The organism is Limosilactobacillus reuteri (assembly GCF_020785355.1).
GTDB classification, from domain to species: domain Bacteria; phylum Bacillota; class Bacilli; order Lactobacillales; family Lactobacillaceae; genus Limosilactobacillus; species Limosilactobacillus reuteri_I.
Map to the genome: position 1 here is coordinate 19,255 of NZ_JAJGVH010000074.1, position 21,698 is coordinate 40,952.

Genomic DNA, 21,698 nt, shown 5'->3' on the forward strand with positions numbered 1-21,698 from the left:
TTTACTTCCTCCTTTCTTATTATTTATTGTGTTGTTTGCTAAGACTCTTCTTAGTATTAGCCTTAACTGAGTTCTTAATAGTTACGTAAGACTTGTTTGCACCAGGAACATTACCCTTGATGAGTAATACGTTGTTGTCAAGATCAACCTTAACAACTTGTAAGTGTTGCATGGTAACAGTCTTGCCACCCATACGACCAGGGAGCTTCATACCCTTGAAAACCCGGTTGATAATGGCACCCAATGAACCAGGACGACGGTGATAACGAGAACCGTGTGCCATAGGTCCACGAGATTGGTTATCCTTATGGATGTTACCTTGGTAACCATGACCCTTGGTAGTACCCGTAACGTCGACAGTTTCACCTTCTGCGAAAACGTCAGCCTTAACTTCGTCTCCGACTTTAATGTCCCCTAATTCAGCGTCGCGGATTTCACCGATGAAGCGCTTAGGGGTCGTGTTTGCTTTTGCTGCATGACCTTGTTCAGGTTTGTTGCTCAAAACTTCCCGCTTGTCATCAAAACCAAGTTGTACAGCACTGTAACCATCGTTTTCAACGGTCTTAATTTGCATTACAACGTTTGGTGTAACATCGATAACAGTAACTGGAACTAATTCACCATTGTCAGTGAATACTTGAGTCATTCCAACCTTTTTACCTAAGATTCCTTTGGTCATGAGTACACCTCCAATTTTATGTTTTATGTATTATTCTTATTCTAACAATTAAAGCTTAATTTCAATATCAACACCACTAGGAAGATCGAGCTTCATTAATGAGTCAACGGTCTTGGGTGTTGGGTCAACAATATCGATTAAACGCTTGTGTGTGCGCATTTCGAATTGCTCTCGTGACTTCTTAAATTTGTGTGGTGAACGGATAACAGTGTAGATAGTCCGTTCAGTTGGTAACGGAATAGGACCTGAAATTTGAGCACCTGTCCGCTTAGCGGTTTCAACAATCTTATCAGCAGATTGATCTAAAATACGGTGTTCATAAGCCTTTAACCGAATACGAATCTTTTGTTTTGCCATTATGTTCCCTCCTTCGTCAGATTTGAAATTTGACTAGCTCCGCGGAAATTACCGCCACATCCTGTGGCAAAGCGGCCGGGTGTGTCGCAACCTTCCGCATCAACGCTTCGCAGCTTTCACTTAATAGGGGGTAAGGCAAATCTACCTCCAAAGCTCAAGCACCTATCCATAATACTAAAGAAACGTAATTAGATCAAGGGAAATTTTAGAATATTTTCAATTGAAATATTTTTGTAAAATTTTCTTCCTAAATTAGTTAAAAATTAGCGATACTAAAATACCATTAATTTTTTCTGATGTATTAAAAAGTAATTTATTCGTTTTGACGAAACTCATTAAAATGCTTTTTGAATTTTTATTACCAAACAAAAAAAGAACTACAGTAATCAAACTGTAGCTCTTTGATGGATTTGAGATCACAATGTCAATAATTAGTTATTGCCACCGTTTTTCTTAATAATATCTTCTTGAACAGACTTAGGAACAGCTGAGTAGTGATCGAAAGTCATAGTGAAGGTACCACGACCTTGTGTTGCTGAACGCAATGCAGTAGCGTATCCAAACATTTCAGAAAGTGGAACAAATGAGTGGATTAATTGAGCATTACCACGTTCTTCCATACCATCAATGGTACCACGACGAGCTGTTACTTGCCCCATAACATCACCCATGTTGTCTTGTGGTACAACAATGTCAACCTTCATAATTGGTTCAAGGATAACAGGATCTGCTTTCTTAGCAGCATTCTTAAGTGCTAATGATGCAGCAACCTTAAAGGCAGCTTCACTAGAGTCAACTTCGTGGTAACTACCATCATAAAGCTTAGCATGCATGTCAACAAGTGGGTAACCTGCAAGAACACCATTTTGCATAGCTTCCTTTAATCCTTGCTCAACAGCAGGGATAAATTCACGAGGAACAACACCACCAACAATGGCATCTTCAAATTCGAATCCTTCCCCTTCTTTAAGTGGTGTAAATTCGATCCATACGTCACCATATTGACCTTTACCACCAGATTGACGAACGAACTTACCTTGAGCACTTGCTTGCTTAGTAAATGCTTCACGGTAAGAAACTTGTGGCTTACCAACAGTAACTTCAGCATGGAATTCCCGACGAAGACGTTCAACAATGATGTCTAAGTGTAATTCACCCATACCCGCGATTAATGTTTCACCAGTTTCAGGGTTAGTTTCAGCTTTGAAGGTTGGATCTTCTTCAGCAAGCTTTTGAAGTCCTTTGTCCATCTTGTCTTGGTCAGCCTTAGACTTAGGTTCAACAGAAACTTGAATAACTGGTTCTGGGAAGTCCATTGATTCAAGTTGAAGTGGATTGTCAGGATCAGTTAAAGAATCACCAGTAGTAGTATTCTTCAAACCGATGGCAGCAGCGATATCACCAGAGAACACTTCTGGAATTTCTTGTTGTTGGTTAGAGTGCATTTGAAGTAAACGGCCAACACGTTCACGCTTGTCCTTAGTGGCATTAAGAACGTATGAACCTGATTGAAGTGAACCAGTGTAGACACGTAAGAATGTTAAACGACCAACAAATGGGTCAGTAGCAATCTTAAATGCTAAAGCAGCGAAAGGCTTGTTGTCTCCTGCAGTTAATTCAACTTCATTTCCTTCAGCATCATGTGCAACGAAAGGCTTAACATCAAGTGGTGATGGTAAGTAATCGATAACAGCATCAAGCATCATTTGGATACCTTTATCCTTGTAAGCTGAACCAGCTAATACAGGGAAGATCTTTTCTTCCAAAGTACCTTTACGAATAGCTGCTTTGATTTCATCAACAGAAATTTCTTCACCTTCAAGGTACTTTTCCATTAAGTTATCGTCAATATCAGCTAATGTTTCAACCATTTCGTCATGACGCTTTTGAGCTTCTTCCTTCATATCATCAGGAATCTCAACAGTATCCCAGTTAGTACCAAGCTTATCTTCGTCATAAACATAGGCAACCATCTTAACAAGGTCAACTAAACCGATAAAGTCATCTTCAGCACCAATTGGCATTTGAATAGGAAGAGGAGTAACATTCAAACGGTCTTTAATAGTTTGAACAGAATAATCAAAGTTAGCCCCAACCTTGTCCATCTTGTTAGCAAAAACAATCCGAGGAACATCAAAGTCGTCAGCTTGACGCCAAACGGTTTCAGTTTGTGGTTCAACACCAGCTTGCGCATCAAGAACAGTTACGGCACCATCAAGAACCCGGAGTGAACGTTCAACTTCGACAGTGAAGTCCACGTGTCCTGGGGTATCAATAATGTTGATACGGTGGTCATTCCAAACAGCAGTTGTAGCTGCAGAAGTAATAGTGATACCACGTTCCTTTTCTTCATCCATCCAGTCCATTTGTGAAGCACCATCATGGGTTTCACCAATCTTGTGGATCTTACCAGTATAGTAAAGAATCCGCTCAGTTGCAGTCGTCTTACCAGCATCGATGTGTGCCATGATACCGATGTTACGAGTTTTAGCAAGTGGGTATTCACGTTTATTAGCCATCTTAAAAGAGTATCTCCTTCCGAAATATGGTTATACTTATTTTACCATTATTTTCAAAAAGGGGTGACGTAATCGATGTTTGAACGTCACCCCTTCACTGAAACTAGTTAAATAACCAGAATCAAATGACAGTGATTATTACCAGCGGTAGTGTGCGAATGCACGGTTGGCTTCTGCCATACGGTGCGTATCTTCACGCTTTTTAACTGAAGCTCCAGTATTGTTTGAAGCATCGATGATTTCACGTGCAAGACGTTCAACCATTGTATGTTCACCGCGCAAACGTGCGTATTGAACAATCCAACGAAGACCTAATGTAGTACGACGGTCTGGACGAACTTCAATCGGAACTTGGTAGTTAGAACCACCAACACGACGAGCCTTAACTTCCAAGACAGGCATAACATTTTCCATTGCTTGTTGGAATACTTCAACTGGATCATTACCAGTTTCGTTCTTAATTTCATCAAAAGCAGCGTATAAAATCTTAGTAGCAGTTCCACGCTTACCATCAATCATTAAGTGATCAATTAAGCTAGTAACCAACTTTGAGTTGTACATTGGATCTGGTAAAATTTCACGCTTTTGTACATGTCCTTTACGTGGCATTACTTAACTCCTCCTTAAAATTACTTCTTATCCTTAGGCTTCTTAGCACCGTACTTAGAACGTGATTGCATACGGCCTTCAACACCAGCAGTATCTAAAGTACCACGGATGATGTGGTAACGAACCCCAGGTAAATCCTTAACACGACCACCACGAATTAAAACAACTGAGTGTTCTTGGAGGTTGTGTCCAATACCAGGAATGTAAGCAGTAACTTCGATTAAGTTTGAAAGACGTACACGGGCATACTTCCGTAAAGCTGAGTTAGGCTTCTTAGGAGTCATAGTACCCACACGAGTAGCAACTCCACGCTTTTGTGGTGATGGAGTCTTAATTTCTTCTTTCTTGAAAGTGTTGTAAACATAACCAAGAGCTGGTGACTTTGACTTGCCCTTGTGGCTCTTACGGCCTTTACGTACCAATTGGTTAATGGTTGGCATTATTTTTTCCCCTTCCTTAATTTAAGTCCACACATCCAGGCGGTTCTTTTTTGTGAATAAAAAAAGTCCTAAATGTATCTATACAATTGTTGTGCCTTCGTTGACGCATCTGCCCAACGACAGACACTCCGTTGCTAAAAAAGCACCTTAAATAGACTATCATGCTCACAAATGAATGTCAACGTATCCTCAGCGATTTCTTTTAAATCGTTAATTTAAAAGTAAATTTCATTAAAAATCACGTATTTATTTATTAGGAGGTTTTTTATGTTATTTTTATCATTTTTATTTGGTGCTTCTGTCGCTTCATTTATTACTTCTTGTTGCTATCGTCTTGGTAATAACCACTCTTTAACCATTCCTCAGCGATCATATTGTGATAATTGCCATTGTATTTTGCGATGGTGGCATCTTATCCCTATTTTTAGTTTTATCATCCTTCGCGGTCAATGTTTTTATTGTAAACAAAAAATTAGTTTATATTTGCCAGTAATTGAATTTTTATCTGGTATTGCTTTCACTACTTTCCTCATTTATGAACCTATTCATGATTTAATCATTCTTCTCTTTCTCACTAGCTTAATCTTTTTAACTTCTACTGATTTTTTTAGTCATGCAATCTATTCCTATTCTCTATTGGGACTGTTTCCTATTGCCTTACTATCTATTCCACAAAATTATTTTTACAATTTGATTTTTGCCTGCATTCTAGTAGTCAGTTTACTATTGTTCGCTACTTTTACTAAGACGCTAGGAATTGGTGATATTGAATTTTTGTTTGTAACATGTCTGATATGGGGATGGTATCAAACCCTTTTAATTATCCAATGGAGCTCTTTAATCATGCTATTTATCTTTGTATTTACAAGAAAAAAGAAACTACCATTTATCCCCGCTCTGTCCCTTGTTACTATTCTGTGTCTTTTTATACAAGGCTGTTAAAAATAAAAGACCAGGATTACCCTAGCCTTTTACAATGTTTAATTAGTATCATCTTTTATCGGTTTGAGTTTTACTACAAATAAGTTTTGCCCAAATTGAGCGAGATTTTCAATATTTTGTAGTAATAAAAGCAACCAAGAAAAGGCCAAGCCAAATTCAAACAATTCGAATGCTGTTAAGGAAAGATAGTTCGTTAACTTAAAAACAATATATTCGATACTCATTACGGCTCCAATCGTATAAGAAATCACCAAAAATTGTTTAGTAACTTCAGGTAGAACCCACCTAATAACTACAATCAGAATTAGCATAATATAAACAAGCCACATTGAAATTCGGTCATGTAAAACGTGAAATTCTGGATTATTGGGAAAAAGACCAATAGAAGCGATACAGATAGCTAACATAATTAACAGCCACCGCAATACTTGAATTTTATAACCGTGATACCGACGTTGAATATTTACAAATAAGTAATCAACTAAAGCAATCATTAACAATCCGGTAAAAATTAAAGTTATATTAAATTGCAGACTTGTGGAATTTTTCGCTGTTCCTAAAAAACTGAAATTATAACGCCACCAGTCTCGTTTAGAATTCGTCAACATCGAAAAAAGCATTCCACCAATAATCATTATTGTTAATAAATTGGTGATAACTCCTGATGATAATGTTAACGCCAAATTAATCATAATATAGTTTATTGCCGCAATAATTACAAATATAAAAGCAGTTGCTGTATAAATATCAAACCGCGCATCTTTGAACATCTGACCGAACAGCCAAAAAATTGCCGATAGCGAAAATGCAATGATTAGACCGCATGCAATCGTAATTGTTGGCAAACTCCGCCAATGAAAATCCTTACTAGGCCCTTTTCCGAGAATCTTAGTAATAATAAAAGCTATCAAAAACGATAGAATTCCACTACATACTCCTAAGATTAAAGCACCATTGGCAATGGAATAATCATCACCTGTTATCGGGACTGTATTAATTTTTCTAGCACTAAAAAAAGCTAAAAATATTGCAGCTAAAATAATTGAAGGAATCACATACCAGAAAATATTAATTTTAGGTAGTTGATCACTCACATTTATTGGACGAATGTTAATTTGCTTATGATTAACACTAAGAGAAAGTTCTTCATTCGTAGAAAAATCTGTCTTTTTAAATGCTGAGTCAGGAATTTCTATCTGATATTTTTTTGCCAAGTAATCACCTCATTTTAAACTAAAAAAGCAATGGCCCTTTCACAGGTTAACCATTGCCTTTTTTATAAATTAGTTTTGCTTATCTTCTTCTTTTAACTTAGCCTCAATATCTTTAATTGAGTAAGCAGCTACACTAACTTCTTTTGGCTTGATGTTCCGGTAAGCACTCATACCAGTACCTGCAGGAATAATCTTACCAATAATAACATTTTCTTTCAATCCAACTAATGGATCGTTCTTACCACGAATAGCAGCATCAGTTAATACACGTGTAGTTTCTTGGAATGAAGCAGCTGATAAGAAACTGTTTGTCTCTAAGGCAGCCTTAGTAATACCAAGAATAACAGGACGAGCTGTTGCAGGAATATTTCCAGCAACTAAGGTATCCTTGTTAGCGTCACGGAATTGACTGATATCCATTAATTGACCCGGTAAAAGATCGGTATCACCTGGATCCATGACACGAACTTTCCGCATCATTTGACGAATCATAATTTCAACGTGCTTATCTAACAAGTCAATACCCTGCATCCGGTAAACACCTTGAACTTGCGATAAGAGGTAAGTTTCAGTAGAAAGAACATCACGAACCTGGATTAATTCCTTAGGATCAATCGAACCTTCATTTAGTGGTGCCCCACGGTGAATGAAATCACCTTCAGCAACTTTCATCCGTGCTGTAATTGGAAGGGTGTAAGTTCGGGTATCAGTCTCACCCTTAATCGTAATATCCTTCGTCCGTTCAGCAGGATTTTCTTCGATAGACACAACTTCACCAGTAACCTCTGTAATTGTTGCACGACCTTTAGGATTACGTGCTTCAACAATTTCTTGGATACGTGGAAGACCTTGAGTAATATCATCGTTACCAGCAACCCCACCAGTGTGGAAGTTACGAAGAGTTAACTGAGTACCTGGTTCACCAATTGATTGAGCGGCAACAGTTCCGACAGCTTCACCAGCTTCTACACGGTCACCGGTAGCTGCGTTTCGTCCATAACAACGTTCACATACACCATGTTCAGTGTTACAAGTAAATGCTGAACGAATAGTTACTTTCTTTACGCCTGCATCGACAATCTTTTGAGCCATTTCTTCGTCAATAAGGACATTCTTACCAACAATCTTTTCACCAGTCTTAGGATCAAAGACAGACTTCATAGTGTAACGACCCATGATTCGATCATAAAGCGGTTCAATCATTTCGTTACCGTTTGTAATAGCAGTAACTTCAAGTCCGCGATCAGTACCACAGTCTTTTTCACGAACAACCACATCTTGCGCAACATCAACAAGACGACGAGTTAAGTAACCTGAGTTGGCAGTCTTCAAGGCTGTATCAGTCATACCTTTACGAGCACCGTGTGATGAAATAAACATTTCCAACACTGAAAGTCCTTCATAGAAGTTTGACTTAACAGGTAATTCCATAATCTTACCGTTTGGTGATGCCATCAATCCACGCATTCCGGCTAACTGAGTAAAGTTTGAAATGTTACCCCGCGCACCAGAGTCGGACATCATGTTAATTGGGTTATGGATATCCATGTGTTCAATTAACTTGTTTTGAACTTCATCCTTAGCATCGTTCCATGCACCGATTACTCGTTCATAACGTTCGTCGTCTGTAATTAAACCACGACGGAATTGCTTAGTAATTAAAGCAACTTGCTTTTGTGCCTTATCAAGAATTTCTGGTTTTTCTGGTAAATCATGAATATCAGACATAGCAGTAGTTAAACCAGAAATAGTTGATTCGTAGTAACCTAAGTCCTTAATACGGTCTAAGAATTGGGACGTCTTTGTAACTTTGTAACGCTTATATACTTCAGCGATCAAGTCAGATAGGAAGCCCTTCTTAAATGGTGGAACTAATGGTGCATTCTCAAGGTATTCATGGATATCTTGACCAGGTTCAAGGAAGAAACGATCATCAACACCATTTTGAATATTTGCATCTGTTGGTTCGTTAATGTAAGCAAAATCTTTTGGCATAATTCGGTTGAAAAGAAGCTTACCAACAGTTGTCACCATGATCTTGCCTCGTTGTTCATCAGTAAATGGCTTTTCAGGGAATGCAGATACTTGAACTCCAACACGGGTTTGTAATGAAACATAGTCATTGCGGTAAGCAAGTTCAGCTTCATCAGTATCCTTGAAGATCATTCCTTCACCTTCACGACCCTTATCTTCAGTAGTCATGTAGTAATTACCAATAACCATATCCTGTGATGGTGAAACAATAGGTTCTCCGTCACGAGGACTAAGAATATGGTGAGCAGCAAGCATTAACAAACGTGCTTCCGCTTGAGCTTCATCAGATAATGGAACGTGAATAGCCATCTGGTCCCCATCAAAGTCAGCGTTATATGCTGAACATACTAATGGGTGAAGACGCATTGACTTACCGGAAACCAAGATTGGTTCGAACGCTTGGATACCTAACCGGTGAAGAGTAGGTGCCCGGTTCAATAGAACTGGGTGTTCCTTAATAACGTCTTCCAATACATCAAAGACATCATCATCACTACGATCAATCTTACGCTTAGCAGCTTTAACGTTAGCAGAAAGACCACGCTTTACCAATTCATGCATAATAAATGGCTTGAATAATTCAAGTGCCATTGGAACTGGTAATCCCATTTGGTTCAACTTCAATGATGGACCAACATCAATAACAGAACGACCAGAGTAGTCAACACGCTTACCAAGTAAGTTTTGACGGAAACGTCCTTGCTTACCCTTAAGTAAGTGAGAAAGTGACTTCAATGGACGGTTACCTGGTCCAGCTACTGGACGTCCGCGGCGACCATTATCGATTAATGCATCAACAGCTTCTTGAAGCATCCGTTTTTCATTTTGAACAATAATTCCAGGTGCTTGTAATTTAAGAAGTCGCTTTAATCGGTTATTACGGTTAATAACCCGCCGATATAAATCGTTCAAATCGGAGGTAGCAAAACGTCCCCCTTCAAGTTGAACCATTGGCCGCAAGTCAGGTGGCATAACTGGAATTACATCCATAACCATCCATTCAGGCTTGTTTCCTGACTTAATGAAAGCTTCAAGAATATCAAGACGACGAATAGCACGAGTCCGTTTTTGACCAGTAGCTTCTTTCAATTCTTCCTTTAATTCAGCAGCTTCCTTTTCTAAGTCAACATCAGCTAAAAGTTTTTGAATAGCAGCAGCTCCCATTTCAGCTTTGAAACGGTCACCATATTCTGCTTTTTTATCACGATATTCAGCTTCAGTTAAAAGTTGTTTCTTTTCAAGTGGAGTATCACCTGGATCAAGAACAACATATGAAGCAAAGTAGATAACTTCTTCAAGCGAACGTGGACTCATATCTAATACAAGTCCCATTCGACTTGGAATTCCTTTAAAGTACCAAATGTGAGATACAGGAGCAGCTAATTCAATATGCCCCATCCGTTCACGACGAACTTTTGCACTAGTAACCTCAACACCACAACGGTCACAAACACGACCTTTGTAACGGATACGCTTGTACTTTCCACACGCACATTCGTAATCCTTGGTTGGGCCAAAGATTCGTTCGTCAAACAGACCTTGCTTTTCTGGCTTTAATGTCCGGTAGTTAATAGTCTCGGGCTTTTTAACTTCCCCATATGACCAACTACGGATCTTATCTGGAGATGCCAGACCGATCTGCATACTTTCAAATTTATTGACATCAATCAAAGGATGTTCCTCCTTCTTTCAGTAAACCGTAGCAACCTAAATATTAATTTTGATTAGTTTTGTCATCGGTAGTTGTTGAAGTTGCTTCAGACTTGTTTTCTTCTTCGTTCTTCTTATCGTCTGTTTTATGTTCTTCTGCATATTTAGCTAATGCATCAACATTTACAACTTCATCATCATCTTCGTCCATGTTCTTTAACTGAATTTCCTTGTTGTTACCATCAAGAACCTTCATATCAAGACCTAATGCTTGTAATTCCTTAACAAGAACACGGAATGATTCTGGAACACCTGGCTTAGGAATTGGTTGACCATTGATGATTGCATCATAAGTCCGAACACGACCAACAGTATCATCTGACTTGTAAGTAAGGATTTCTTGGAGAGTGTAGGCAGCACCATAAGCTTCAAGAGCCCAAACTTCCATTTCACCGAAACGCTGTCCACCAAATTGTGCCTTACCACCTAATGGCTGTTGAGTAACAAGTGAGTAAGGACCAGTTGAACGAGCGTGAATCTTATCATCAACCATGTGAGCTAACTTAAGATAGTGCATTGAACCAACAGCAATCCGGTTTTCAAATGGTTCACCGGTACGACCGTCATAAAGAATTGTCTTACCGTCTTCTGGGAATCCAGATTCACGAACAGCATCCCAAACATCTTTATCAGATGCACCATCGAATACTGGAGTAGCCATATGAATCCCAAGACGACGAGCAGCCATTCCTAGGTGCAATTCAAGAAGCTGACCAATGTTCATACGACTTGGCACACCCATCGGACTAAGCATAATATCAATAGGAGTTCCATCTGGCATGTATGGCATATCTTCTTCTGGCACAACGATAGAAACAGTACCCTTGTTACCATGACGTCCAGACATCTTATCCCCAACTTGGATCTTCCGCTTTTGTGCAATGTAAACACGAACCATTGTATTTACACCTGGTGATAATTCATCCCCATTTTCACGAGTGAAGACTTTAACATCTTGGATGATTCCGCCACCACCATGAGGAACACGTAATGAAGTATCACGAACTTCACGTGACTTTTCACCAAAGATAGCGTGAAGAAGGCGTTCTTCGGCAGATAATTCAGTCATTCCCTTTGGAGTAACCTTACCTACTAAAATATCTCCATCATGAACTTCGGCACCGACACGAACAATCCCGTTTTCATCAAGATCTTTCAAAGCATCGTCACCAACGTTTGGAATTTCCCGCGTCATTTCTTCAGGGCCAAGCTTGGTTTCACGTGCTTCAGATTCGTATGATTCGATGTGGATAGAAGTATAAACATCGTCTTTAACTAATCGTTCATTAATAGCGATGGCATCTTCGAAGTTGTATCCTTGCCAAGTCATGAAGGCGATTAATGGGTTTTGTCCAAGAGCTAATTCACCTTGTTCCATTGATGGACCATCAGCTAATACGTCATCAGCATCAACATGTTCGCCAACCTTAACAATTGGGCGTTGGTTGTAGTTCTTACCACCGTTTGAACGACGGAACTTCATTAACTTGTAAGTATCAAGTGTTCCATCTTCTTCACGAACCCGTACTTCACGAGCATCTACATATTCAACCGTTCCTGGCTTCTTAGCAATCATTGCAACCCCAGAGTCATGGGCAGCCTTGTAATCAATACCAGTACTTACTAATGGTGCATGAGGATTGATCAAAGGAACAGCTTGCCGTTGCATGTTAGCACCCATCAAAGCACGGTTAGAGTCATCGTTTTCAAGGAATGGGATACATGCAGAGGCAACAGAAACAACTTGTTTAGGAGAAACATCCATGTAATCAATGTTTTCAACACTGGTTTCGATGTAGTCATCCTTATCACGAGCCATTACTTGATCGTCAACAAATGAACCATCATCATTTAATGGCGTGTTAGCCTGAGCAATGATGAAGTTATCTTCTTCGTCAGCAGTTAAGTAATCAATCTTGTCAGTTACCTTGTGATCCTTCCAGGAAACACGACGGTATGGAGTTTCGATGAATCCATATTTATTTACCCGTGCGTAAGATGAAAGACTGTTAATAAGACCAATGTTAGGACCTTCTGGTGTTTCAATAGGGCACATCCGGCCATAGTGAGTATAGTGAACGTCCCGCACTTCATATCCAGCCCGGTCACGAGTCAAACCACCAGGACCAAGTGCTGAAAGACGACGCTTATGAGTTAATTCACCTAATGGGTTGGTTTGGTCCATGAACTGGGAAAGTTGGGATGAACCAAAGAATTCTTTAATAGAAGCAACCACTGGACGAATATTAATTAATTGCTGTGGGGTAACAGTGTCAGGATCTTGAATTGACATCCGTTCACGAACAACCCGTTCCATCCGTGCAAGCCCAATCCGGAATTGGTTTTGAAGTAATTCACCAACTGAACGAATACGACGGTTACCTAAGTGGTCGATATCGTCTGTGCTACCAATACCTTCTTGTAAGTTAAAGAAGTAGTTTAAGGAAGCAAGAATATCAGCTGGTTCAATGTGCTTGTATTCTAATGGGATATGACCGTTACCAATAATAGGTACAACTCGATCAGGATCAGTCTTAGAATATACTAAAATCTTTTGTAACTTAACTGGTTCAGTTACAACCGCTTCATCTGATGGGGTGTAAGTAATAGTCTTAAAGTCATCACGGTCTAAGTAAGGTTCAAGCTTATTAAGCAATTCCTTGGTTACCGTATCACCCTTTTGTGCTAATACTTCACCAGTATCAGGATCTGCTAAAGTTTCAGCTAAAGTTTGTCCAAGTAAACGGTACTTAAGCATCAACTTCTTGTTTGTCTTGTAACGACCAACTGGTGCCATATCATAACGCTTTGGATCAAAGAAACGAGCTGTTAATAAGCTCCGTGCTGAATCAGCAGTCTTTGGTTCACCAGGACGAAGCCGTTCATAAATGTCCTTTAAGGCTTCTTCAACCCGAGAATCTTCAGCGTTCTTGTGAACATCTTTATCCAAGGTTAATGATAATGTCTCACTATCGCCACCGAACATGTCGATAATTTCATCATCAGAACCAAAGCCCAATGCACGAATTAATTCAGTCATTGGCAACTTACGAGTCCGATCGATTCGAACATATGAAACATTCTTAGCATCAGTTTCGTATTCTAACCATGCACCACGGTTTGGAATAAAGGTAGCACCGTAGTTTGGCCGACCATTTTTATCATTTTCTTCACTATAGTAGACACCTGGTGAACGAACTAATTGTGAAACAATAACCCGTTCGGCACCATTAATAATGAATGTACCTTGGTCAGTCATTAGTGGGAAGTCACCAAAGAATACATCTTGAGACTTAATCTCACCAGTTTCATGGTTAGTTAACCGTAACGTAACATGAAGTGGTGCTGAGTAATTAGCATCGTGTTCACGAGCTTCGTCAACAGTATACTTAGGTTCTAAAAGTTGATAGTCAACGAATTCCAAAGAAAGCTTTCCTTGAAAATCATCAATTGGCATAATATCATCAAACATTTCCCGTAAACCTTTTTCCATAAACCAATTGTAAGAATCGGTTTGGATTTCAATAAGGTTTGGCAATTCGAGAACTTCTTTAATTCGCGAGTAGCTACGACGGGTACGGTGTTTACCGTATTTAACTAAATGTCCAGCCAAACTGTTCACCTCTCTAATTTATTCCGCGAGCCCATTTAAATGTTACAATTTGATTACAATTTGCCTAAAATGCGACTTTTGGGCAAAAAAAATCCAAAAACAGTTCGACGACTGTCTTTGGCTTTTATGCAGAATCTGATGGACAATAGATCACCAGGTTCAAATGAACTCACAATTACATACTATTAAAGTATACAAGTTCTATTAAATTTTGTCAACAATTATTTTTATATTTTTTAATTTTTTCCGCCCCAATTTGATAAACCGTTAATAATGCAGTCTAGGATTAATTGGTCACGTTGTTCTGGTGTAATTGAATGGCCACCAATTAATTGAGAAGTACCAAAAATTGGAGTTAGTCCAGCAATAAATAATTCAGCAGCTTCTTTAGGAAGAATATCAGGACGCAACCCTACATCTGGTTGACGGAAGAATGCTGCAATCGGTTCTAGATAATCCATTGTAAAAATCATATTAAGCTTTTGCTGTGCACTTTTCGATAATAGGCGCATCGCTTGATTGTATTGGTCATAAATACTTAATGGATGATGTTTTTTTAATGCCTTGGTGATTTGCCATAATTGTTCATTCGGTGACAAATCATGTTTACGCATTACTTTATTAATATCTTGGCGAACTTTTCCACATAAATTTGTCATTACATCCAGATATAAAACTTCTTTATCGCTGAAGTGGTGATATAAAGCCGGTTGAGTAATTCCAATCTGTTTGGCAATATCCCGTGTTGAAGTTTCACCAAATCCCTTTTGTAAAAATAATTTTGTAGCGGTTTTTAAGATTGCTTGTCTTGTCTTTTCTAATTGTTCCGCTCGCTTCATTTATTGTTCATCCCCTATTTTTAATCATTAATTATCTGATAAACACATTATAAGACTATAACTTATCTTTTGACAACCGTTTTAGAAAAATAATCATCAAATGTGATAAATGAATGCAATTTGGCAGCTCCTTTTTCTATTATCATCAGAGAACAACGTTGGCGATTATAGTTGATTTTAAGCGATATAAAATGCGAAATATTTATTTGTGTACTTCAAATTTAACGAAGCTAGAATGCAAAACGGTAAATTACTCTGCATTTTCAGAATAACTTACCGTTTCTTTTATTTATTTAATTTTAATTCAACTGCTTTATCTTCATCCGGCTTTTTTACTTTAAAAGTAATTTTACCTTGATGCGCACCTACTGTTACGTCATCCCCCACATTGATTTCACCACTAAGCATTCCAGTACTCAAACCATCCTCAACATGATCTTGTAAAGCACGACGAAGCGGACGAGCTCCATAAGCGGGATTGTAACCAAGCTTTGCGATTACATCAATTGCAGCAGGCGTGACTTTCAAGTTAATACCTTGCTCGCTTACCCGCTTATTTAAATCATTAACCATGAGTTTAACAATTTGATGAAGTTCTTTCTTTTGTAATGAATGGAAGATAATCGTTTCATCAATCCGATTAAGAAATTCTGGGCGGAAGTATAACCTCATTTGTTGCTTAATCGCCGCCGCCATCGCATTATAGTCTTGTGACATATCTTTTGCCCCAAAACCAACCTCTTTCTCATCCTGAAGCTGAGTTGCTCCAAGGTTAGAAGTCATAATAATAATGGTATTTCTAAAATCAACGCGCCGACCTTTTGCATCAGTTAAGTAACCATCATCTAAAACTTGAAGTAATAAATTAAATACATCCGGATGTGCCTTTTCAGCTTCATCTAATAAGACAACTGAATATGGATGTTGCCGTACTTTTTCAGTTAATTGGCCACCCTCATCATAGCCGACATATCCTGGAGCAGCACCAATCAAGCGACTAGTACTATATTTTTCCATATATTCTGACATATCAATCCGGATCATATTATCTTCCGAGCCAAACATTGCAGCAGCTAATGCCTTGGCAAGCTCTGTTTTTCCTACCCCAGTTGGTCCTAAAAACATAAAGGAACCAATCGGCCGACTAGGATCCTTAAGACCGCTTCGTGCACGCCGAATTGCTTTAGCGACTACGGTAACTGCTTCATCTTGACCAATTACTCGTTGGTGCAGAACCTTTTCCAAGTTAACCAATCGTTCACTCTCGCTCTTCTTCAATTGAGTTAAAGGAACTCCTGTCCATTCAGCAACAACTTGTGCAATGTTTTCACCAGTTACTTTCAATTTATAGTTATGGGAATCCTTTTGTTGAGTGCGTTGCTTTTTGCGATCAATCTTATCTTTTAGTGCTAATTCTTGTTGACGAAGAGTAGCTGCACGATCAAAGTCTTGATTATCAATTGCTTCTTCTTTTTGGGTTCGTAAATCTTCTAACTGACTTTCTAATGAAGGCTGATGATTTTTCTTATCTTCAGCATCAATCCGAACCATAGCTGCCGATTCATCAATAAGATCAATTGCTTTATCCGGCAAGAAACGATCTGAAATATAACGATCCGACAATTTAACTGCTTCTTCCAGCGCTTCATCAGTAATCTTAGCATGGTGGTGCTCCTCATACTTCGGTCGTAGTCCTCGCAGGATTTGCAGGGTTTGGTCAGTAGTCGGCTCATCAACTTGAACAGTAGCAAAGCGTCGTTCAAGTGCCGCATCAGATTCTATATATTTCTGATATTCATCAAGGGTAGTAGCACCAATTGTTTGCAGCTCGCCTCGTGCTAAGGCTGGTTTCAAAATATTAGATGCATCAATTGCCCCTTCAGCGCCACCAGCACCAATTAATGTATGGAGTTCATCAATAAAAAGAATCACATGCCCATCGTTTTGAATTTCATCAATCACTTTCTTAAGGCGATCTTCAAATTCTCCTCGATACTTGGTTCCCGCAACTAATGATCCCATATCTAGCATCATCAAACGTTTATTAGCTAATTCAGCTGGGACTTTTCCCTCAACAATCCGCTGAGCAAGTCCTTCAGCAATCGCTGTCTTTCCTACACCAGGTTCGCCGATCAGCACAGGATTGTTCTTGGTACGACGACTAAGAATCTGCTCCACACGTTTAACTTCCTTATTTCGACCAATTACAGGATCAAGTTGGCCATTCCGAGCAAGTTCTGTCATATCACGAGCTAGTTTATCTAATGTTGGTGTACCAGTTTGTTGGACCCGCCGACGAGACGATTGACGACTAGAATTGCGTTGCTGACTATCAGCAATCCCTAACCGCCGTAAAATTACTTTTCTCATCTGTCGTGGCACAACATCTAGACTATATAAAATCCGTGAAGATAGAACACTTTCATCAGCGATTAAGGCTAATAATAAGTGTTCAGTGCCAATCTTCAATGCATGCATTTGTTGGGCTTCTTTACCTGCTAACGATAACACTTGCTTTGCTTTTGGTGAGTATGGGAGATAATCTGAAGCTCCCAGATTTTCCATCGTTCCATAGCCAATTAAGCGTTCAATTTCTTCACGAATATCATCGTTTGTAATAGAAAATTGTTCAAATATTTTATTAGCAATCCCATCTTTATCCATTGAGAGGGCAAGCAAAAGGTGTTCAGTCCCTACTGCTTGGTGTTTAAAGTATTTTGCTTGTTCTTGTGCAATTGCTAGAACATGCTTTGCACTTGGCGTGAACATATTATCCATGTACAATCCCCCTTTTAACTTTCATAGCGAAGTCGATTCAAGAATGATACTAATATCCGGGCGCGAAGTTGATCTTCAACCTTACTATCATTAACTGCTAGCGCTTGTTTAGATAATGCAACAAGCATAAGGTCTCCTTCACGTCTCGTAATCACGTCTTCTTCATATAACGTTCGAACGATATCAAAAGCATCACGTTCACGAACCGAGTCGCCAATTGCTTGAATAAGTGAGTTTAGCACATTTACATCATCAAGTAAATTAACTCGCTCGATTCGAATGTACCCGCCGCCTCCACGCTTACTTTTTACTAAATAACCATTTTGAATAGTAAATCTCGTCTTAATAACATAATTAATCTGTGACGGTACTACATCAAACTGGTTAGCAATCTCAGAACGACGAATTTCGACCTGAGCTGAGTCACCAAGTATTTCTTTTAAGTATGCTTCGATAATATCTGAAATACTTTTATTCTCCATTATATCACCTCGGCTCTTTTGACTAATCTTGACCATTATTTTAACACATTTTTAGAGTGATAGCCTACTTCTATACCCATACATTTAAGGAAATAATAAAGACTAGTGAAGCATTCAAGTGCAACACTAGCCTTTTAGAGAATTAAATATGAACTAACTTTTTTAATTAATCGTTATCGTTGTGAACAAAATCAACAACATTACGACCAACAACCTTGTTATCCTTAAGCTCTTGGATCATATCATTAATTTCGCTTAACTTACGAGTCTTAACGATTGGGTGAACCTTACCTTCTGCACCAAATTGGAAACATTCAGCTAAGTCTTGACGGGTACCAACTAATGAACCGGCAACGATGATACCATCAAGAACAGTCTTAGCAATGTTAAGCTTCATGTCACCTTGTGGAAGAGCAACGGCAACAAGCTTACCATCTGGACGAAGTGAATCAACAGCTTGATCAAATGCAGATGCAGAAACAGCTGTTACTACAGCAGCGTGAACACCGCCAACCTTTTCTTGAATTTGCTTATCAACATCACCGTCATGACGGTTAATTACAATTTCAGCACCATTCTTCTTAGCAGCTTCAAGCTTATCAGGGTTACCATCAACGGCGATAACATGAGCACCAAATACGTTGTGAGCAAATTGGATACCCAAGTTACCTAAACCACCAGCACCAACGATTGATACCCATTGACCTGGCTTGATGTCAGCAACCTTCAATGCCTTGTACATAGTAACACCGGCACAAGTTAATGAAGTAGCTTCGATAGGGTCAAGACCTTCTGGAACCTTAACAGCGTAATCAGCTGGTACAATACATTGTTCAGCCATCGCACCATCAGCAGTGTAACCTGCATTAAGAACGTTACGACAAAGAGTCTCACGACCAGTTAAACAATATTCACAGTGTCCACAGCCCTTGAAGAACCATGCAATTGATACACGGTCGCCAACTTTCAAGGAAGTAACGCCAGGGGCAACCTTAGATACACGACCAACCCCTTCGTGACCGATAATACGACCGGGCTTCTTACCAAAGTCCCCAGCAGCAACGTGTAAATCAGTGTGACAAAGACCACAATATTCCATGTCAACTAAAGCTTCACCGGGCTTCAAATCCCGAAGTTGAACATCTTTAACAGTAACAAAACCGTCTACTGGATCATTAATAACAGCAGCTTTCATAAGGTAAGATCTCCTTTATTAATAAACAAATTACTTTTTACAATGCTTATAGTACCATAACTCCTAGACAAATTTAAAGTGAAAATTTGCACATTTACCGAAAATAAATAATTTTGTTTTTTTATTAAAGTACTGATATAACAACAATAAAGTCTAGTAAATCAATTCTATTCATATTGTAAAGTAAATCACTTACTAATCATCACTAAAACTTTACTGTTATAATTTTAGACGCTCTCTATTAATAATGGATGTTATAATTTAATCAATTAGACAAAGGAGTGAGTATAATAATGTCTTATGGATATATCACCAAGCTAAGTGAAAATGTAGAACGGCAACATGTTCGTTACAATAATCGTTATGGAACAGCAATTGCTGCCGATATCTACACCCCTAAGAATCTAGAAGAAGACAAATTGTTACCAGCCATCATAATCGGGGCACCTTATGGAAGCACAAAGGAACAGGCAGCGGCAATTTATGCAAATATGTTTGCTCAATTAGGTTTTGTTACCCTTGCATTCGATCAAGTATACATGGGTGAATCAGCTGGCGAACCGCGTCATGTTGCTTCTCCAGACTTATATGCAGAATCTTTTAGTGCCGCAGTTGATTATCTAGGCACTAAAGCAAAACATGTCAATCGTGAACAAATTAGTGTTATCGGTATCAGTGGGGGAGCTGGGTTTGCTCTTAGTGCTGCGGCTGTTGATACGCGAATTAAATCTGTTGTAACAATTTCAATGTATGATATGACAGATATTCGTGAGATGGCTAATCTTGCTCCTGAACAATTATTCCAGCTTAAAGATCAATTATCAAAGCAACGGTGGGACGATTTTAAAAATGGGCAGCCTGACTATCATCCTTCCTTCCCAGAAGAACCATATGATAGTATCGACGATTTGCCAAATCATGATGAATTAACAAATGAGTGGCTTCGTTTTTACGCTCTTAAACGTGGCTTCCATCCCAATGCACGTGGAACTGCAACAACCACTTCTAATTTAGCAATGCTTGAGTTTTCTGCATTAGACTATATTAAAGAAATTTCACCACGACCAATCCTATTTGTTTATGGAGACAATGCTCATTCCCGCTCTTATTCCGAGAGAGCTTATTACCTTGCTAACCAGCCAAAGCAAAGATTAATCGTAGAAGACTGCGAGCATATTGATCTATATGATAATATGGAAAAAATTCCAGTAGATCAAATTGCAAAGTTTATAAAAGACAGTTTCAACGCATAATCAAACGACAAAATGCCAGCCAGTGCCTCAATAGTGGAGCGCTGGTCGGCATTTTTTAATGTTTAATAACAAATAGGAATTATGGGATTGAGACTTTTTGATATTATAAGCTATAATTTTAGGCAACCTATTTTTATAAATGCTTAGGGAGATTAAGTATGAAAGAACTCAAAATTTTTCTAATATCATCAGCATTTTTCTTTTTATTTGTTATTACCCATTTCATTTTGATTCCCCTCAATCTTCACTATAATGCCTACTATTATGCAACTCACATGCCACATAAAAGAAACCAATATCCCTTTATCGCCGTAATAAACGTGCGTTCCGATGTACCTATTGCTCGAAAATACGTACCGGGATATAAAATCAAGTATTTTGGAGATGTCAGAGAAGGTTTTAATCCACAAATCCAAAGAAAAAGCATTGCTCAAGATAATGACCTTCTAAATATCTTACAAACCGATGCGGAGTACTATCCGAACGCAAGTGACGCTAATTTTGATAATGAGAACATTGAAGATGATAAATTTACTATCGATTTTGAATCAGATGGTAAAATCGATAAAATAGAACGTGGTAAAGGCATGCCTAATTATGCTGAAAAACTAATTCTTAGTGAGCTAGATCATATCCAAAGTGAAATCAAACATAATGTACCAGAGCCATCAATCAATCTCCAATGGTTATGGAATATGAAGTTTGAAAAGCGATACAGTAATCAGTATTAAATTGTTAAATAATATAACTAATTTCAGCGGTGATTTTTTGTCATCGCCGTTTTTATTACTAGCTCTATCTACAAGGCAATGCCCTTTTTAACAATTAGCAGAATTAGGTCACACTTCCGCAGATATAACCTTAAATGTTTACACTGGAATATCCGAAGAAGAAAAAACTAGAACCGTTGACACAATGGCTAATTTAATCGCTTTTGATTAAGAATTCTCAAAACTCTATTACAGAATTATTGCCTACTAGGTACAATTCAATCCATTTTACAAAACAAAAAAGGACTGTCATTTCAACGATTT

Annotated in this window: 15 protein-coding genes; 3 read left to right on the forward strand and 12 right to left on the reverse strand. The window is 38.6% G+C overall.

The annotated features are described in order from the left end of the window. Positions 1 to 19 precede the first annotated feature (19 nt). The 5 genes from rplC to rpsL all read right to left on the reverse strand — a co-directional run bounded on the left by rplC (position 20) and on the right by rpsL (position 4,604). Positions 20 to 679: a 50S ribosomal protein L3 gene (gene rplC / locus LMB56_RS05840; RefSeq protein ID WP_003664567.1), complete on the reverse strand. Its 660-nt coding sequence runs from the start codon at positions 677 to 679 to the stop codon at positions 20 to 22. Between the two features lie 48 nt (positions 680 to 727). Further along, a complete protein-coding gene (rpsJ, locus tag LMB56_RS05845) occupies positions 728 to 1,036 on the reverse strand; it encodes a 30S ribosomal protein S10 (RefSeq protein WP_003664569.1) in 309 nt (102 codons plus the stop codon). 431 nt (positions 1,037 to 1,467) lie between these two features. Further along, on the reverse strand, positions 1,468 to 3,555 hold the full coding sequence (gene fusA / locus LMB56_RS05850) for an elongation factor G (RefSeq protein ID WP_003674892.1): 2,088 nt from the start codon (positions 3,553 to 3,555) through the stop codon (positions 1,468 to 1,470). Positions 3,556 to 3,693: 138 nt separating this feature from the next. Further along, positions 3,694 to 4,164 (reverse strand): 30S ribosomal protein S7, encoded by a 471-nt coding sequence (rpsG, locus tag LMB56_RS05855; protein ID WP_003668788.1) that lies wholly within the window; start codon positions 4,162 to 4,164, stop codon positions 3,694 to 3,696. A gap of 20 nt (positions 4,165 to 4,184) precedes the next feature. Continuing rightward, a complete protein-coding gene (rpsL, locus tag LMB56_RS05860; protein ID WP_003664576.1) occupies positions 4,185 to 4,604 on the reverse strand; it encodes a 30S ribosomal protein S12 in 420 nt (139 codons plus the stop codon). A 267-nt stretch (positions 4,605 to 4,871) separates the two neighbouring features. On the opposite strand from rpsL, the gene LMB56_RS05865 reads away from it, so the two are divergent. Then, positions 4,872 to 5,546 carry a prepilin peptidase gene (locus LMB56_RS05865; protein WP_229283550.1) on the forward strand — a complete coding sequence of 225 codons (675 nt, stop codon included), beginning with the start codon at positions 4,872 to 4,874 and terminating at the stop codon, positions 5,544 to 5,546. A gap of 38 nt (positions 5,547 to 5,584) precedes the next feature. Here LMB56_RS05865 and LMB56_RS05870 read toward each other — a convergent pair whose 3' ends face one another. From LMB56_RS05870 to adhP, 7 genes are all read right to left on the reverse strand, one after another. Continuing rightward, on the reverse strand, positions 5,585 to 6,760 hold the full coding sequence (locus LMB56_RS05870; RefSeq protein WP_229283549.1) for a DUF998 domain-containing protein: 1,176 nt from the start codon (positions 6,758 to 6,760) through the stop codon (positions 5,585 to 5,587). Positions 6,761 to 6,829: 69 nt separating this feature from the next. After that, positions 6,830 to 10,465, reverse strand: coding sequence for a DNA-directed RNA polymerase subunit beta' (rpoC, locus tag LMB56_RS05875; RefSeq protein ID WP_003672258.1), 3,636 nt, complete (start codon positions 10,463 to 10,465; stop codon positions 6,830 to 6,832). A 43-nt stretch (positions 10,466 to 10,508) separates the two neighbouring features. Beyond that, on the reverse strand, positions 10,509 to 14,126 hold the full coding sequence (rpoB, locus tag LMB56_RS05880) for a DNA-directed RNA polymerase subunit beta (protein WP_003674901.1): 3,618 nt from the start codon (positions 14,124 to 14,126) through the stop codon (positions 10,509 to 10,511). A 227-nt stretch (positions 14,127 to 14,353) separates the two neighbouring features. Next, positions 14,354 to 14,956 carry a TetR/AcrR family transcriptional regulator gene (locus LMB56_RS05885; RefSeq protein WP_003664584.1) on the reverse strand — a complete coding sequence of 201 codons (603 nt, stop codon included), beginning with the start codon at positions 14,954 to 14,956 and terminating at the stop codon, positions 14,354 to 14,356. A gap of 285 nt (positions 14,957 to 15,241) precedes the next feature. After that, positions 15,242 to 17,734, reverse strand: coding sequence for an ATP-dependent Clp protease ATP-binding subunit (locus LMB56_RS05890; RefSeq protein ID WP_229283548.1), 2,493 nt, complete (start codon positions 17,732 to 17,734; stop codon positions 15,242 to 15,244). Between the two features lie 14 nt (positions 17,735 to 17,748). Continuing rightward, positions 17,749 to 18,216 carry a CtsR family transcriptional regulator gene (locus LMB56_RS05895; RefSeq protein WP_003664589.1) on the reverse strand — a complete coding sequence of 156 codons (468 nt, stop codon included), beginning with the start codon at positions 18,214 to 18,216 and terminating at the stop codon, positions 17,749 to 17,751. 166 nt (positions 18,217 to 18,382) lie between these two features. Next, complete coding sequence (gene adhP, locus LMB56_RS05900) at positions 18,383 to 19,411, reverse strand: alcohol dehydrogenase AdhP (protein WP_035157169.1); 1,029 nt, start codon at positions 19,409 to 19,411, stop codon at positions 18,383 to 18,385. 293 nt (positions 19,412 to 19,704) lie between these two features. Between adhP and LMB56_RS05905 the strand changes: the two genes are divergently transcribed. Together LMB56_RS05905 and LMB56_RS05910 are read left to right on the forward strand one after the other, a co-directional pair. After that, positions 19,705 to 20,664 carry an alpha/beta hydrolase gene (locus tag LMB56_RS05905; protein ID WP_228341964.1) on the forward strand — a complete coding sequence of 320 codons (960 nt, stop codon included), beginning with the start codon at positions 19,705 to 19,707 and terminating at the stop codon, positions 20,662 to 20,664. A gap of 158 nt (positions 20,665 to 20,822) precedes the next feature. Beyond that, positions 20,823 to 21,395 carry a hypothetical protein gene (locus LMB56_RS05910; protein WP_228341965.1) on the forward strand — a complete coding sequence of 191 codons (573 nt, stop codon included), beginning with the start codon at positions 20,823 to 20,825 and terminating at the stop codon, positions 21,393 to 21,395. Positions 21,396 to 21,698 lie beyond the last annotated feature (303 nt).